Origin of the sequence: Dysgonomonas sp. 511 (genome assembly GCF_010501105.1) — a bacterium.
Taxonomy (GTDB): Bacteria; Bacteroidota; Bacteroidia; order Bacteroidales; family Dysgonomonadaceae; genus Dysgonomonas.
The window spans coordinates 72,557-89,705 of sequence record NZ_QVMQ01000022.1; the positions used below are offsets into that span (position 1 = coordinate 72,557).

Consider the following 17,149-nt stretch of genomic DNA (forward strand, 5'->3'; position numbering starts at 1 on the left):
TATTTTTATCGCTTCATTAAAAAAGTAACAAAAGTAACAGTTTTGTGTTATTTTTCGATTGTTACATTTTTAGCTGAAACTTTATGGCTTATACTATAGATAAATTTTTACACGAAAACTGCTATTTAAAATATGCTTCTTCCTCAAATTTATATCCTCTCAGCACCTCGTCGATTTTCATTGCGCGCTTCCCGGCAAATTGTATGTCGGTAATGCTTATATACCCATTGGCGCAGGCAACACGAAGATACGATTTGTTATCTGTAGCTATAGAACCAGCAGGTTCTCCGTTGTTTCTTTCCACTATTGCCGATGCGTATATCTTCACCATAATGGGCTCTTTCCCTTCCATATGCAACTCAGTCCACGCAGCGGGGTATGGCGACATTCCTCGAATTAGGTTGTGGATTTCCTCTGCCGGCTTGTCCCAATCTATGCGGCAGGTTTCTTTAAATATTTTGGGTGCGGCTTTCAAGTCACTTTCGTTGGCAAAAAACTGGCTTTGGTCTATAGCATCCACTTTACCCTCCCATATCATATCCACTGTTTTGCGCACCAAAACTGCGCCTGTCTGCATCAGCTCGTCGTGAATTTTGCCGGCATTATCGTTTTCGCCGATTTTCACTTTTTCCTGCAAAATGATTTTTCCTGTATCTATTTCGTGCGTCAGGAAGAAAGTTGTAACTCCGGTTTCTTTTTCTCCATTGATAATAGCCCAGTTGATAGGGGCAGCACCACGGTATTGAGGCAAAAGAGAGCCATGCAGGTTGAATGTGCCGCAGCGTGGCATATTCCACACCACTTCGGGCAACATGCGGAAAGCCACCACTATTTGCAGGTCGGCATTCCATGCTTTTAGGGCATTCAGAAAATCTTCATCTTTCAGCTTTTCGGGCTGTAGCAATGGCAAATTGTGTTCCAATGCATATTTCTTTACAGCCGAATATTGTATCTTATGCCCCCGTCCGCTAGGCTTGTCGGGCATGGTTATCACTCCTACTACGTTGTAATCGTTTTCTACCAAAATACGCAGGCTCTCCACCGCAAAATCGGGGGTTCCCATAAAAACTATACGCAGGCTCTTTTTGTCCATTATTCTATTTTGTTATGAATGCAAAATTAGGTAAAAAAACACATTCGGACTAATAACTTTAGGCAAAAGGCAGGCAGCAATCTTTGATTGTTGCTAGTATATTTTTAAAATAAAGGTATAATGAACCAGCACCCATTATACCTGTATTTATATTTCCTGAAAAGCCTATCTTTTTAGTTCTCTTTTCTCGACCTGAACGGGTCTTTCTTGAAAAACAATACGCGGACAAGCCACATAACAAGGGCTGTGATACATACTATGGCGATAGTAGCACCCGACCGCCAGATTATACTCCACGATATAGGCTGTATATCCCACAACGCCAAAACCGTCAGGGTAGCTCCGGTGAGAATAATAACTGCTGATATTACACCAATAAAGAATTTCATAAATCGTCAAAAAAAAGTGTGCGAATGAGGCAAAGATATAAAAGTATAGAAGACAAATGGTATTGCATTTCATAATTTTATTTAAGAAGCAGTTTTTTTCAAATACTTTTGTGTTTAAAAATTGGAAGTACCGCGAAAATATTGGAGTACTTTAATTATATGTTTACATTTGCTTGTGTTAAATCAAAAAGGATGAAAAGGAGTATTTTCTTTACTATAATATTGTTAATACCTTCCGTGTTTTTTGCCCAAAAAGTAAAAATAGCAGGAACGGTAACAGATCTGAACAAAAGGCCTCTGGAGTCGGTTGTCGTATCACAAGGCGGCACTACATCGGCTGTATATACTGACAGGGATGGCAAATACGAACTCGATATATCGACCTCCGATACTATTGATATCGTATATTCGATAATAGGCTATGAGAAAAAACGATACCGTTTGGTCGGCGTTAAAAGCGATGTGCAAAAAGATGTCGCACTAAAGCTGACAGACAAAATATTGGGTGCCGTAACCATAGAAGCCGAACGTCCGGTGACGGTAGTTATCGAACGGGTAGATTTTTTGGCAACCCGGCGTCAGTCTGATCCGTGGAATAGCCTCGAATCCCTGCTTGCTACTATGGGAGGCGTCAGTTCGGTGAACGAACTCAGTTCGCAATACGCGGTACGCGGAGGCAATTTCGACGAGAATATAGTCTATATCAATGGTGTGGAAGTATATCGCCCGTTGTTGATCAGTTCGGCCGAGCAGGAAGGACTAAGCTTTATCAACCCCAGCATGGTGGGCAATGTGAAGTTTTCGGCAGGAGGCTATAGTGCCGAATATGGCGATAAAATGTCGTCGGTACTGGATATTTCTTACAGGCAGCCTGCGCCTTTCGAGGGCAGTGTATCGTTGGGACTGTTGGGTGGCGAAGCGTTTGTTGGAAGCACTACAGGGAAATTTTCCCAGGTTACAGGAGTCAGGTATAAAGAAACCCGGTCGCTGCTTAAAACTACAGATACCGACGCCGAATACGACCCTTCCTTCGTCGATGCACAAACCTATATGACTTATTCTATATCGCCACGATGGGAAGCAAGCCTTTGGGGAAACTATTCGCACAATAAGTATAAATTTACACCGGCAACCCGCGAAACAAAGTTCGGTACACTGATGACCCCCCGAATCTTTAAAGTTAATTTTAGAGGTTGGGAAAATGATAAGTTTGTAACCTACCAGGGTGCTTTTACATTGAAAGGGAAAGTGAGCGAAAATGTAAATATCGGCCTTACGGCATCTGCTTTTTCGTCCGACGAACACGAAAAATATGATATAGAAGGACGCTATATGCTCTTCGAAGGCGATGCCACAGGAACCGGTACTCCCGAAACCAATACTACAATAGGGATCGGTACGTACCACGAACATGCACGCAACTCTCTTTACTCGGATGTATATACACTCTCTCTTTTTGGCGATGCAAAACTAGGTAAACACCTTTTAAAATGGGGTATAAGCTATCAAAAGGAAAACATAAAGGACAAGATAAAAGAATGGGAAATGCGCGATTCGGCGGGTTACTCCCTTCCCAGTACGGGTGTAGATGTCAATGTGTTTTCCAATTTGAGATCCGACAACAGGATTAAGCCAACACGCATATCGGGCTATCTGCAAGACACTTACAATTTTGATACTGAAATCGGACTATTTATCCTCAATGCAGGTGTACGCGGTAGCTACTGGTCGTTCAACAAGGAGTTTATACTTAGCCCGCGCGGAGTGTTGGCTTTCGTCCCTGAGGATATAAAAAAGTTGTCGTTGCGCCTTGCAGGGGGAGTGTATTATCAGGCTCCTTTCTATAAAGAGTTTCAGCGAATAGTAAATATGGACGGGAATAATATTGTGGAACTGAATAAAAATATAAAATCGCAGAAGTCTCTCCATCTGGTTTTGGGTGCAGACTATTATATAACCAACGCAAGCGAACACCCTTTCAAGTTGTCGGGAGAGGTATATTATAAAAAACTATCCGACCTGGTTCCTTATACCGTAAATAATGTAAAGATAAGATATGCAGGCGAAAATATATCCGATGGTTATTCTATGGGGGTAGATGTGCGGTTGTATGGTGAGTTTATACCAGGTGTGGATAGTTGGGTGAGCTTCTCGCTGATGAAAACCGAACAGGATATAATAGGGGCGAAAGTGCCGTTGCCTACCGACCAGCGGTTTAAACTGGCATTGTACTATCAGGACTATTTTCCGGGATACGAACGGCTGCGTATGAGCCTTCGTGGAATATGGTCGCATGGCTTGCCTGTTTCGGCGCCCTACAGAGGTTATGAGTCGGGCTATTTCAGGACGCCTGCTTATAAACGTGTAGATTTAGGTTTTGCTTGGCAGTTGCTTGGCGAAGATTTTGCCATCCGCAACAAAAGTTCGGTGTTGAAAACCTTCCGCAATATATGGCTTGGCCTCGATGTATTTAATATTTTCGATATGCAAAATGTGAATACATATTACTGGATCACCGATGTGGCGGGCGCGCAACATGCCGTACCGAACTACCTGACAGGGCGGCAACTGAATATCAGGTTGATTGCTGATTTTTAATTTGTCCGAGCACAAAATCACATCTTTCATCTACGGGCAGTAGGGGGACTTCTATCAGCAGATAGCCTAGTTCCGAATATATAGTCTTCATCATTTCGAATGTGGCTATAGCCTCTTCGAAATCTTGCTTGCGTTCGTCGTCGTTTTCGTATATTTCCTTCCACGGGGGTAGTATAAACACCATGAGGTTGTACCTGTATTCGTCCACTGCATTTAATAACTCAGGGGATGCCCTTAAGCCGATAAGCCTCTCATATCCATATGTATCGGGTATTCCCCTGTCAAAGAATACCGTTTCCGTCGTACCCGACGCCCGGTTGAAGTCCCTGATGGAATGCAAAAGCATCAAATCCGAATATTTCCTTGTGTCTTTCCACGGCAGGGCATCACCCCCGGTGTCTATTTGTTGTTTAATAATATTTCTTGCAGCTTCGCGAATACACTTATATCCTCTGGCTTGCAGTTCGTTCAGTAGAGTAGTTTTGCCCACACCGGGGCCTCCCGTTATGATATAAAAGTTGTTTTGTTGCATAAGATGATTGATTTGTAAGAAAGAAAAGTAACGCAAAGGTAGAAAAAACTCGCAAAAATAATTTAACATGAATTCGATATAACAGTATTTAGCACATCAGATTCCGCAAGTCACAAAAGCATTTCTTTTCGATGGACGACACACTGAATCTTACTCAATTTGGACAAAAAACTCAATTCCACTTCAATAAAAATCTATACACACTCTTTCGGACACTGACCCATCACTTTAAATAACAAACACTTACATAATCAATATCCAACAAAAAACTATATCCTCATTATATTCACCCCATCGAATAAAAATTTTACATATTTTTGTGAAATCGAAAAAGAAATAGACATCCTTAACATACAAAATTCACAAGCTACCTCATTATAATACTATGAATTTACTTACAAGGCTATTCCTGCTATCCGGCTTCCTTTTCTTCTTTCAGTATCTATCTGGTCAAACTACCATTACTGAAAACATCAAAAATGCCCAGGCTGTTTTTGCACGCCTTGATGCGCAGAATGAATATAAAGACGACCTCAACCATGTGGATATGAATCGCCTGCCATCGGGATTCAATGCCACTGTCAATAACATGGATGTTACTATTGCCGTAAGCGGGGCTGAGTTTTATCCTGAATATACTGCTTTGGAAGCATTCTTGCGGATAAAGATACCCGGAGAAAAAGGACGCACTTTATTCTTCGGGGCAAAAGACATAAAACTTTCGCACGACGGAGATATTATAGGCGATGCAAAACTGAACCTTCTTCAAGACATTGAGATTCCGGTCAGTGGAGGCAATTTACTATTCCGTCTTAAAGGCGACTTCGACAGAGAAACAGGACAATCGCGAAACCTTACTTATGCTTCTATCGACTGCAAAGGATTAAAAGCATTAGGACTGACTGCCGAAATAGAAATTTCGCCCAAACTCTGTTACCCTGTTAATGCAAAAGGAGACAGTATTCCCAATAAAAAAGTGATAGGCCGTTTCCAAACCGAAATAGAGGATTGGAACGACATCGTGGCTTCCGTGTCATTCCCATCGTTTTCTATCAAGGGCCTGAAAGATTTTATTTGGACACTCGAAGATGCCGTATTCGATTTCAGCGACCTGAAGAATGCTCAATCGTTTAGTTTCCCTCAAGGTTATCAGCAATACCTGATACCGGGCAATGAGAATCTTTGGCAGGGAATATATATTGGCAATTTATCAGTCACCCTACCCCCTCAGTTTGCAAAGAACGGTGACCGCAGGGTGACCATCTCTGCCCGCGATATGTTAATAGATGACAACGGGATAACCGGAAAAATAGGAGCAACCAATATTCTGTCCATCAACGAAGGCAATGCCAGCGGATGGGCATTTTCGGTAGATTACTTCGGCCTCGAACTGATGGCCAACCATCTGGAAGGTGCAGAATTTAACGGAACATTGGCTTTACCTATTTCCGAAAAAACACGGTTGAAGTACGACGGACTTATTACAGCTGACGATAAATACCTGCTGCGAATAGGTTCACTGGATAGTCTTTCGTTCGATATGCTGCATGCCAAAGCCGAAATATTCCCCAATTCGTATGTCGAATTTAAAGTAGACAAAGGAAAATTCCGACCCGAAGCCATGCTGCACGGGCGCATGGGGATCGAACTCGCCCTGAACAAAGGTGGTGAAAAATCTACCAAATTTAAAGGTATAGAATTTCGAAGTCTACATCTGAAAACCCAGAACCCTTATTTAAGCGTTGAATATTTAGGCTATAAAGGAGAGGTCAAGTTGAAGAACTTTCCGGTTTCCCTCAAGGATATAGCCCTTACCACGCGCGGCACAGAAGCTGCTCTAAATTTCGACATAGATTTGACGTTGAGCGATGGTGCATTCTCCGGCTCTACACGGCTGGCGATAGTCGGAAAAATGGAAGACGGACAACTCCACAAATGGAAATATGACCATCTGGAAATAAATAAGATAAAGATAGATGCCACACTAGCTGAGACTTTCAATCTGAAGGGGGAGCTGTCTATTATGGATGACAATCCTACCTACGGAGATGCGATTAGTGGGGAAATCGATGTCAAGTTCTTGCCAAAAAGTCCACTTAGCGGACTAGGACTAAAGGCCAGATGTATGTTCGGATATAGTGATTTCCGCTATTGGTTTGTTGATGGTGTTGCCACATTGCCCGAGACTGGCATCCCTATAGCTCCGGGAATTAACCTGTCCGGATTTGGCGGGGGAATAACCTACCATATGCGCCCCGAAGGCATACAAGGCAACGGCGACAATGCGCTGTCGGCAACAGCGACCAATTATATCCCTGACAAAGATAGCCCGCTGGGAATCAAGGCAGCTACAGCTTTTGCCATCCCCAAAAAGGAGTTGATTCATGCAGAAGCCTGTTTCGAGTTGGCTTTCAACTCCAAATGTGGCTTAAGTTATGCCGGATTTTATTCCTATGCTCAGGTATTAAGTGTCATCCCTGACATCAAAGATTTCAAGAGAATAGCAAAAGAGAGGCTATCTTCGTATGTGAAAAAAGAATTAGAATTTACCGGAGGAAAGGAAGGATTGACCAACAGTTTGCGCAAACTCAAACAATTCGACCCCAATGAAGCAGCAATGATACTCCTCTCCAGCGATAACATCGGAAAATTGGGTAAGAGTGGTTTCTCTGCGGCATTGGGTATCCAGTTCAATTTTTCCGAACTTTCTTTTCATGCTACTTACGATCTGTATGTAAATGTTCTGGGCGGCCTTATAAGAGGAACAGCATCCAACAATAGGGCCGGCTATTCGGTATTGCATATCGATCCTAAAGACTGGTATATGCATATGGGAACCCCTACCGACCGTATAGGGCTGAAAATGGGTATTACCGGGATATATACAGTGCAGACAGAATCGTACCTTATGGTTGGGACAAAAGTGCCGGCCGCCCCGGAAGTACCCCAACAGGTAGCTTCGATACTTGGATACTCTCCCGACGACCTGAATTACATGAAAGATCTGAATATGTTGGCCGCAGGAAAAGGTGTTGCTTTCGGTTCGAGAAAAATATATAAAACGGGCGACCTTACATTCCTCATATTATATGCCAATTATCAGGCCGGTCTGGGCTACGACATCATGCTCAAAGACTATAGCGATGCCCAATGTAAAGGTCGTAGCGGAGCTATAGGCATAAACGGATGGTATGCCAATGGACAAGCGTATGCCTATTTGCAGGGAGAATTGGGGGTAAAAGTAAACCTCTGGTTTATGAAAGCTAAAATCCCGATATTCTCAGCTGATATTGCAGCCTTGATGCAAGCCAAGTTGCCTAATCCTATTTCATTCAAAGCATATCTGGCGGTAAGGGCAAAGGTATTGGGATTCATCAAGGTAAACTGCCGTTTCAAACTATCCATCGGCGAAGAATGCGAACTGATAATACCCGGTGGCAGCCCATTGGATATGATGATGATAAGCGACCTTTCGCCATCGGACAAAGACGATAACATCAGTGTGTTTACTGCTCCTCAGGCCACCTTCAATATGGCTATAGGCAAAGCATTTACTGTGCAGGATGATGAAGGCGAAAAGACTTTCCGTATTGGCCTCAAAGACTTTGTGCTGAATGATGGTACACAAGACATCGTAGGAGAGCTGAAATGGAACAAGGATAAAGACGTAGCATCGTTCTATTCGCACGAGATACTTCCTCCTAATACCGAAGTGAAAGCTACCGTAAGGGTGATTTTTGAAGAAAAGAAGAACGGCCGCTGGCAGCAGGTCTACACAGCCGGACAGGAGGCCATAGAAAGCAAGGAAGTTATTTTTGCCACTTCGGATGCTCCGGAAGATATTCCATTGCAGAATATTGTTTATTCGTATCCTGTAGTGGGGCAAAAATATTACCTGAAAGACGAAGCCAATACCGGTTATATCCAGCTCGAATACGGGCAAACTTACTTATTCCCCGAAGAGTTTAAGAACCTGATAGTGTTCGAAGATGCGATGGGCAACAAGCAGTCTGTGGATTTCAGATACAACGAAGCACGTAAACGGATAGACTACACCTTACCTCGCATAGATAACTCATCGGCTTACAGTGTCAATATCGTATCCTTGAGTAAAGAAGATTCGGCAACAACAGCTACTCAAACCGACCGGTCTATTCTCGATGATGAGGAAGAAGGTAATATCGATGTAGAAACCCGTCAGGCTGTGGCTCAAGTACGTACAGATGTGGGCAAAACGTTGTTAACTTACGACTTTGCTACAAGTGCCTATTCAACCCTTAAAGAGAAAATAGAGAATATACATAAGACACGGCCAAGTGCCACAATCGTCACATCCGACATATTGATGTTCGGCTACGAAACTCAAGGCATGGAGCCTTTCGACCTTGCAGAACTGACAGGGACGGAACAAAGCGACAGCAAACCATTGGTGGATGTATCGGCAACGCTCGACGACCAGTATTACACACAAAAGATATATCCGCTGATGTACCAGAATTATCCGGTAGACAATATCATATCTGTGAAACGCGCCAATGCAGAAGAAATAGGCGTGCCTCCGGTAAAAGCGTTGCCTATCCGCAGCCAGTACCTTACACAGATAGAGAATAACGAGTACAGAGGGTATGTGACACAATATTTCCCTTACTACTACAACCTTCCTGCTGTCTATAAAGAAGACTTTATAGACTTGCAACATCAGGTGATAAATACCATGCTGGGTAAAGGAGGAGCTACATTCAACCATTATGTGAAGGCAACCTTCCCTTTCATCACGCCCGAAACATATAAAATAAAGTTGCAATATATGATGCCGGGAGGAATAAAAGGAACATCAGCCACATTCGACTATTACAATTTCGTAAAATAAGGTTTTGGTTAAACTTATACAGACACAAAAAGGAAGCAAACTATAATGAGAAACAATATATACGGGTTACTGGCAATAAAATTATTGATACTGTTGTTTGTCGCCATGCTTTCAACCGGAGCAACGGCACAAACATATCCTGTGCAGACGAATGTATATATCATGCCGCCGCACGGCAAACACCTGAACGACTACTATACCACATCGAAAGAAAAGCTGGTGGTATCGCTACTGAACCGCGACCAGCAAAAACCGGTACTCGAAGTACGCCTCAGGATGACTATTACAGCCAGTAATGGGCTGAAAATACAGTCGAAGGAGGAGGTCAATTACCCGACCATCACGTTAGATGCAGGTATCCCTACGCGGCTGACGCAGGAAGACCTGGCGCCTTATTTCCTCAATGTAAATACTTCGGGCTATCTCGACAAAGGCAAATTGCCTGATGGCATGGTAGAATTTACCTTTCAGGCAATAGAAAAATATACAGGCAAAGTGCTGTCGGCTCCATCTTCGGGGCGCGTATGGCTCTCGTCGCAAAAGCCGCCTATCCTGCGCCAGCCTTCGAATAACGACTATATTGCTTTTCGCGACCCGATGAACCTGAAATTTCAGTGGGAACCGCGCCATAAGAATATTTCACAGATTGAGTATGAATTTGAGTTAAGGGAACTGCCCGACTACGGCGCAGCCCCGCAATCGTCTTTTATGTATGCGCCCATTATCCATCAGGAAAGGCTGCTGTACACCTATCTGGTCTACGATATGATGATGCCCCCACTCGATCCGAACAAACTGTACGGCTGGCGGGTACGTGCCATTGCAAAAGACGGGGTGGATGAGATTAACCTGTTCGAGAATAGCGGATATAGTGAGATATACTGGTTTCGCACACAAACCTTGTGTGGCGCACCATCGGGATGTACGGCTACCCTGCACGACCGCAGGATGGATATTGAGTGGCTGCCTGCCGACGGCAACAACGAATTTGTGGTACAATACCGTCCTAAATACGGCACATCGGCTGAATGGGAGTCGGTAAATACCTATAACCAGCAAACCAGCCTCTACGATATGAAGCGGGGCATGACCTACGAATACCGTGTAGGCGGCATCTGCACCTCGGGGCAACCGGTGTTCTCGGAAGTGGGTGAGATCAGCGTTCCTGCCGTAGATAGTGCGCGCCTGGCCCGTTGCGGAATAATGCCTGTATTGAATCTGGAAAACAAAGAACCACTGCCCGAACTCAGGGTAGGCGATGTGGTGATGCTCAGCGATTACCCGATGACGGTGACCAAAGTGTCGGGGGCTAACGGAAACTTTTCGGGAGAAGGATGGGTACCTGTCAATTGGTTGCTGGAGACAAAATGGGCGGTAGAGTTTAACAACATCCGTGTGAATACGGATTACCGGCTGATTGGCGGTTCGGTTAGGGCACAATATGATAAGGATGAGGGGAATATTGCTAAACTGGACGATATAACCGAAGGTGGAATGGACAATACCAAAAATGGTATAACAAGGGCTGATATAGAACTCGACTTTACCATACCGGATAATCCAGTTTTTAGATATGATGAAGCTACCGGAGAGGTTGTTGTTTATACTACAGATGGGCAAGAGGTTGGTAAAGCAACTATCCCTAAGAATAACGAAGGAAAAGCTATTTTCCCTGTAACGGTGAAGGATAAAGAGGGGAATTTATATAAACTGGAAGAAGAAAAAGATGTCGATGGTAATCCTGCGACAGAAATCCGAAAAGATGCTGATGGCAAGGAGAGCCAAGTAAACAAAATAAACTCTACTTATCTGGGCAAAGAAGGAACACCATTGCAGGATGGCAGCTTCGATAAGAAAAACATCAGCCAAAATGCGCTAGCACTTGTCACCTTCGACAGAGGAGAGGGCAACTATGCCTTCGATACATGGCTAAAAGACTATGTAAAGATAAGTAAGATAGTAGACAAATACGAGCATCTGGCTAACGGGCAAGACCAGTACCATGTGCCATGGAAATGGCTGCCTGTAGGTGGAAGCGACGTGATAGAAGCTAAGGTGGATACCATAAAAGGCCGACCGGGCTTCGATCCTGCTAAAGTGGTATTTATCACGCCTCAGGGTACGGAGTATAAAGGTGAGTATAATGCTTCGGAAAGGGTATTCACTGTCAATCTTGTGGGTGGAGCCGAAGGTGATGTGCAGGAACTATATGCTCTCTACCGACTTAGTGCAGATGCATATCATACATTGGGTAAAATCAATATTGTAAGCTATCGCAAACAGAGCCATAAACTTGTGTTGGTGGAAGTGAACGGCTACAAGGCCAATAGGAACGCTGTGCGATCTTATCTGGATAAAGTGTATAATCCGGTTGGGGTAACATGGGTAGTAGACAGCAATACGTTTAGCTACGAAGGCGACCTTAGCGATATGTTTAAGGAGGGCAGCAAGCTATTGTCGGCATACAACGACAAGATGAAAGCCCTGCAAAATGCGTATAAGGAGAAGCACAGTGTGGAAAGCGGCACTACTTACCTCTTTATCTTAGGAAAGAGCGGAGGCTCGGAAGCAGGCTTTATGCCTCGTGGAAAACAATTCGGGTATATATTTACTGATAAGCTTTCTGAGGATAAGATATGCCACAACATAGCGCACGAACTGGGGCATGGCAAGTGGAAATTGTCGCATACTTTCGACAGCACTTATGGCGGCGTATTCGGCGAAAAGGATACGGATAACCTGATGAGTTATTCGGGTGGCAACCATTTGGCTAAGTGGCAGTGGGATGTGATTAATGATCCGGCTTGGTTTAGTAATCCGTTGGATGGGGATGACAAGGGGATGTGGACTACTGATGGACATTTTTATACTTTAGATTTACTTGGAAACTTACTTGGACTACCAGCGAATATTTCAGAGCGATTAGGGTTTTTCTCTGAATATCCAGATTCAGAAGTTCATAATATTCAAAATATGGAAGAGAAAGACACTTGGATGATTGGGGAAAAACAGCAAAGGTATCATGCTCTTACAGGAGGGTATCATGGAGTCGAAGTTGCAATAACAACATATGCACTAATGAAATCTCATAAAAAATCGGAATCAGACTTGCTTTATTTATACCACCGATTTGGAGATGATTTTGCACATTTCAATATAGAACATGATGAAGAAGGACTAACAACTCCAACAAATTTATTAGATTATGCTATAGCATATGAAAATTATGTTTCTAATTGGATTGATAAGAATATAAAAACTTATCCTAAAGACACAGACTTTTCAAAATATTTTATATCTACTCCGACTGGAAATCAACCCCTTTCATTATTCCCTAATTATGTTGTCTTTGATTCGAACAATATGTCGTATATTTCAAAATATACAAAAGACGAATTAGTGAGAGGATTTACAGATTTCATGTTAGGAGGAATTCATGGTTCTACTTTCGCATCTATATCGTGGGAACAAGCACAAGAAGAAATTTTGAAAATATTACCCTATGCTATTCAAAATAAGTTCAAAATGTATGGAGAAGGCCAATGTAATACCTTTACTCTAGGACACGCAAAAGATGGATCAGCTCCAGATCAAATTTTAGGAAGAAAAAATATATATCTTCATTATTTAGATCAACTCATTCAATTACTTAATGGTACATATTCTTTAAACATAACTAACCAAAAGAAAACAGAGATAAAGAAGAAGTTTGAGGAAATTTTAAATCATTTTTCATCAACAGATGATAGAGAAAAGAGGATTGATGGTATTCTTGCATATGAAAATGCTAAATTATTGAACAAAAACAGTTTGAATTTAAAAGTATATATCCCAATAAAATACCCTAATTGGAAGAATATAAGTAAACGAGCATGGCTTTATTACACAACAATGGGAGACTTTGATAGCGATGCTGATAAAATAAAAGATGTAACAATTTCTTATATTAATAAAGTCGATGCTGATATAATTGATTCTGTTAATGTTAAATTGGCTGAAGAAAAAGAATCAAAAGCCAAGTATTGGGAAATTGATATAAATTTTAAAAAAAGGTAGTTATGATAAAATTAAAAATATTTGCATTTCATTTTTTTGCATACATACTAATAAATGTATGTTTTTGGGGCGTTTTAAAGTATCAGCAAAAAACAACAATAGCCATAATATCTGGAGATGCTAGTTTAGGAATGTTTGTCTCACTAATGATAGTATTCTCTCAAGTTTTTTTAGGACTGTTTCTCTCCATTGTATATGCACTCGCAAAAAAAATAGGAAATAAGCCCAAAATACTACTTTTTATTTTAGTTAATTTTTCGTTTGTTTTATTTTTCACTAACATCAATACTAGCGAATCATTACATATATATACTATTAGTATTTTTCTTCTATTTAGTATGCTTTATTTTTTTTTTGTAAAAAAACACTAAAAAAAATTGTATGATGCCTCAGTTTTTGAGCTATTAAAAAAATTAGCATAAAGACAAGTATTTCCACAACTCAAAACCGTAAAAAACGATCATTGACATATTGAGACAATATAAACGCAATACCCCTGCATGGTTTACAATTCCATGTTAGTAAGCGTTGGAGCTTGGCAGGGGACAAAAAAAGTAACATTCAGAGTGTAACTTTTCCCTGTCACGTTATCTATACCGTACGGAATGTAAGAGATTTACAAAGGGAAAGTAACAGAATAAAAAACGTGTAAGATGTGTTACAAGTGTTACTTTTTAATAGTATAAGGGCTAACAATGAAGCAATTAATATTTCAGGCTACCCTGCACGACCGCAGAATGGATTGAGATCAGCGTTCCTGCCGTAGACAGTGCGCGCCTGGCCCGTTGCGGGGTGATGCCTGTGTTGAATCTGGAAAACAAAGAACCACTGCCCGAACTCAGGGTGGGCGATGTGGTGATGCTCAGCGATTACCCGATGACGGTGACCAAAGTGTCGGGGGCTAACGGAAACTTTTCGGGAGAAGGATGGGTACCTGTCAATTGGTTGCTGGAGACAAAATGGGCGGTAGAGTTTAACAACATCCGTGTGAATACGGATTACCGGCTGATTGGGGGCTCGGTGAGGGCACAGTATGATAAGGATGAGGGGAATATTGCTAATTTGAATGAGGCGGCGGAGGCCCTGTCTGATTTGTGGAAGGATATTAAGGGGATAGTCAATGAGTTGTATGACAGGATAGTAGAGGAGAGAGATTTTAATGAGGCAGCAGAGGAATTTATAGATAGTATATCGAAGTATATAAATGAAAATGCTGAACTGACCGAAGAACAAAAGCAGGAGATACTTTCTGTGCTTAACAATCCTGAGTTTAAGGAAAAATTTATTACGGGCTTAAAGGAACTGAAAGAGGATATTAAGAACAACGGACTGGATAAAGAAAAATTCGGGGAGGTAATTAAGTCGAGCTTGGTGGAGGCGACGGAGAATGTGGATAGGCTTGATACTGAATCTAAAAATAGGGAAGGAATATACATGAAAGGAAAGGCTTGGTACGCTATGCCTGGCGGATACATTATAGAATTAGAAGATATAACAATAAAACATATTTGTGTCCCAATATTTAAAGATTATCTTTTTAGTTTTAAAGATAAAAATGGAAAATTCTGGATTCCGAATAATACAGAATATAGCGCAGCTGGTTACAATTTTACTCATTATGTAAATCAAAAAAATAAATCAGAAGTATATAAGGATAATATAAGGCTTTTAAAAGAAAACGATGTTGTCAATCGTATTACATTCGATTCCAAAACAAGTAGTTTATCTGTTAATCGCGTTCATTTTTCGGAGAAATTGGAGAAAGACGTTAAATCTCCAGGATATGTATATAGCATATTTGAAAAAGCGGCCGGCTTTAAAAATCAGATAAAAGAGACTAAAGTAATTATTGAGCCTACACTAATTATAAACAATTGCGAGGATAATTTTAATATAATTGAAACTATTAAAGATAAAAGCGGGAAATATGTCACAACGATAACTTATAACAAAGCTAGAAATTTATGGCAAGCGAGTGTTAAATTAGCAGGTTCTGGAGACAAAACCCGTCAACTTGCCGACGGAACAACAGTTATTGAAAAACGCGCTGATCTAGAAAAAGAATTATCGCGCCAGGCTACTGAAAAATTAAATGAACTCGGTGGACTAAATGGAAAAAAATCAAAAGAAGTATCTCGGGATATAACCGAAGATGAAGGAGAATTTTGGGTAAAACAGATGAATGGCAGAGAATGGATTTCTACAATATGTGATCTTGGCTCTGAAATTTGGGACAATGCGACTTTACCCGAAGGATACTGGAATAAAGATAAATCTTATTCTGAATCAAACATTCACATACCTCCTACCCTGGCAGGCGTTTCTGACGGTGTTATAGATCAGGTGATGGGGTACCAGCAATTAGCTAAATTGGGCTATGATATTGCGACAAAGAAGGAGGTAAGAGAAGGAATCTGGACATCCGTTAAGAATATTACTCCTGGCTCTATCGTATCCATGGCTACCGAGGGTATCAAAGGTAAAATAGAAAAATATAATTTTTCAGATAAGTCTTACCTGGGATATCATGAAATAGGAAAAGACGGGGTGCTTGTTGTAAGCATGGCAATGGGAGCAGGATTCCTCTCCAAGGCAGACGATGCGGTAGAAAAATCGGTAAAAGAAACGGGAGAATATGTTAAAAATGCACTAAAGAAAGAACTCGATGAATTAAATAAGTATTTTAATACCCAAGATTTTGTAAAACGATTGAATGACCGATGGGGCAAGTATAAAGGTGCGCTATCGCGGGCAGAATGGGAAACAAGGTACAAACAATTGATAATAAACCGCAAATTAGGAAAAGTAGGAGAAGAGGCATATCAGGATATTGCTGGTGGGGTGAAACCGAGAAAAGCAGTAAAAACATCGGATGGGAACAGGCATTTCGATAATGTACTGGACGACACAGCAAGAGAGGTGAAAACAGGACCGGTATCTTTCAATAAATATAAGGATCAGATAATGAAGGATATAGATATTTTAAGTAATGATAGAACTAATGGCCTAATAAAGAATATAGAATGGCATTGTTTTGATGGAGTGGACGATGCGTTTGAAAAACAACTAAAGGATGTAATTAAAAAGGCAGGTTTACCTGATGATGCAATTAAGTATATAGATTATGTAAAAGAATTAGATTTATAACTATTATGGTAACACTAAAAAACAAAAAAGAACTAAACGTTTTTATTGAAAATATTCCTGAATATATCGACCTTCTGATAAAGGAATTAAATGAAAAGGGAATCAGCGGTGATTATATTTATTTTGAAAAAAATATAGATGAAATACAGAATTTCTACAGGCAGAATTTTTTCAGTTATTCAGAAGAAAAGCAAAATATTTTACAACAAGCATTTTGGGCTTTTTGCATTAAGGTTCTTATGGACAAATTAGGAGGCGAAATAATTATTGCTCCAAAAAATGATTATACACCTTATACTCCACTATTGATAAATTATGGTAACTTATATAATAAAAAAGGGAAGAAAAGTTGGGTTAGCATTAGCTTTGATTCTTGGTTTAACTCATCAACCATTCGGACTCATTTTAAAACATTACAAGAAATGATAGAAGGTATTCTTGAAAAATATGGTAACACTGAAGAA

The 17,149-nt window shown here is 41.1% G+C and carries 8 protein-coding genes; 5 read left to right on the plus strand and 3 right to left on the minus strand.

Translation table 11 applies throughout. The annotated features are described in order from the left end of the window. Positions 1 to 121: 121 nt before the first annotated feature. A complete protein-coding gene (gene fmt, locus D0T57_RS10810) occupies positions 122 to 1,093 on the minus strand; it encodes a methionyl-tRNA formyltransferase (protein ID WP_163273506.1) in 972 nt (323 codons plus the stop codon). A gap of 173 nt (positions 1,094 to 1,266) precedes the next feature. After that, positions 1,267 to 1,482, minus strand: a complete 216-nt coding sequence (locus D0T57_RS10815) for a hypothetical protein (RefSeq protein WP_163273507.1) — start codon at positions 1,480 to 1,482, stop codon at positions 1,267 to 1,269. A gap of 192 nt (positions 1,483 to 1,674) precedes the next feature. On the opposite strand from D0T57_RS10815, the gene D0T57_RS10820 reads away from it, so the two are divergent. Next, complete coding sequence (locus D0T57_RS10820; protein ID WP_163273508.1) at positions 1,675 to 4,080, plus strand: carboxypeptidase-like regulatory domain-containing protein; 2,406 nt, start codon at positions 1,675 to 1,677, stop codon at positions 4,078 to 4,080. On the opposite strand, the gene D0T57_RS10825 is transcribed toward D0T57_RS10820, so the two are convergent. Then, positions 4,058 to 4,612 carry an AAA family ATPase gene (locus tag D0T57_RS10825; protein ID WP_163273509.1) on the minus strand — a complete coding sequence of 185 codons (555 nt, stop codon included), beginning with the start codon at positions 4,610 to 4,612 and terminating at the stop codon, positions 4,058 to 4,060. The two genes, D0T57_RS10820 and D0T57_RS10825, sit on opposite strands and share 23 nt — an antisense overlap. A gap of 385 nt (positions 4,613 to 4,997) precedes the next feature. Here D0T57_RS10825 and D0T57_RS10830 point away from each other — a divergent pair, with 385 nt between their 5' ends. The 4 genes from D0T57_RS10830 to D0T57_RS10845 form a co-directional block, all read left to right on the plus strand. Next, the gene (locus D0T57_RS10830) at positions 4,998 to 9,482 is read left to right on the plus strand and encodes a hypothetical protein (RefSeq protein ID WP_163273510.1); all 4,485 of its coding nucleotides are present in this window, start codon (positions 4,998 to 5,000) and stop codon (positions 9,480 to 9,482) included. Between the two features lie 45 nt (positions 9,483 to 9,527). After that, positions 9,528 to 13,538 carry a hypothetical protein gene (locus D0T57_RS10835; protein ID WP_163273511.1) on the plus strand — a complete coding sequence of 1,337 codons (4,011 nt, stop codon included), beginning with the start codon at positions 9,528 to 9,530 and terminating at the stop codon, positions 13,536 to 13,538. Positions 13,539 to 14,339: 801 nt separating this feature from the next. Further along, complete coding sequence (locus D0T57_RS10840; protein ID WP_163273512.1) at positions 14,340 to 16,685, plus strand: hypothetical protein; 2,346 nt, start codon at positions 14,340 to 14,342, stop codon at positions 16,683 to 16,685. A gap of 5 nt (positions 16,686 to 16,690) precedes the next feature. Then, a partial coding sequence (locus D0T57_RS10845) for a hypothetical protein (RefSeq protein WP_163273513.1) occupies positions 16,691 to 17,149 on the plus strand: 459 nt, incomplete at its 3' end.

Coding starts and splice junctions, on each gene's coding strand:
- fmt (WP_163273506.1), bottom strand. CDS start 1,093: ATGGACAAAAAGAGCCTGCGTATAGTTTTTATGGGAACCCCCGATTTT.
- D0T57_RS10815 (WP_163273507.1), bottom strand. CDS start 1,482: ATGAAATTCTTTATTGGTGTAATATCAGCAGTTATTATTCTCACCGGA.
- D0T57_RS10820 (WP_163273508.1), top strand. CDS start 1,675: ATGAAAAGGAGTATTTTCTTTACTATAATATTGTTAATACCTTCCGTG.
- D0T57_RS10825 (WP_163273509.1), bottom strand. CDS start 4,612: ATGCAACAAAACAACTTTTATATCATAACGGGAGGCCCCGGTGTGGGC.
- D0T57_RS10830 (WP_163273510.1), top strand. CDS start 4,998: ATGAATTTACTTACAAGGCTATTCCTGCTATCCGGCTTCCTTTTCTTC.
- D0T57_RS10835 (WP_163273511.1), top strand. CDS start 9,528: ATGAGAAACAATATATACGGGTTACTGGCAATAAAATTATTGATACTG.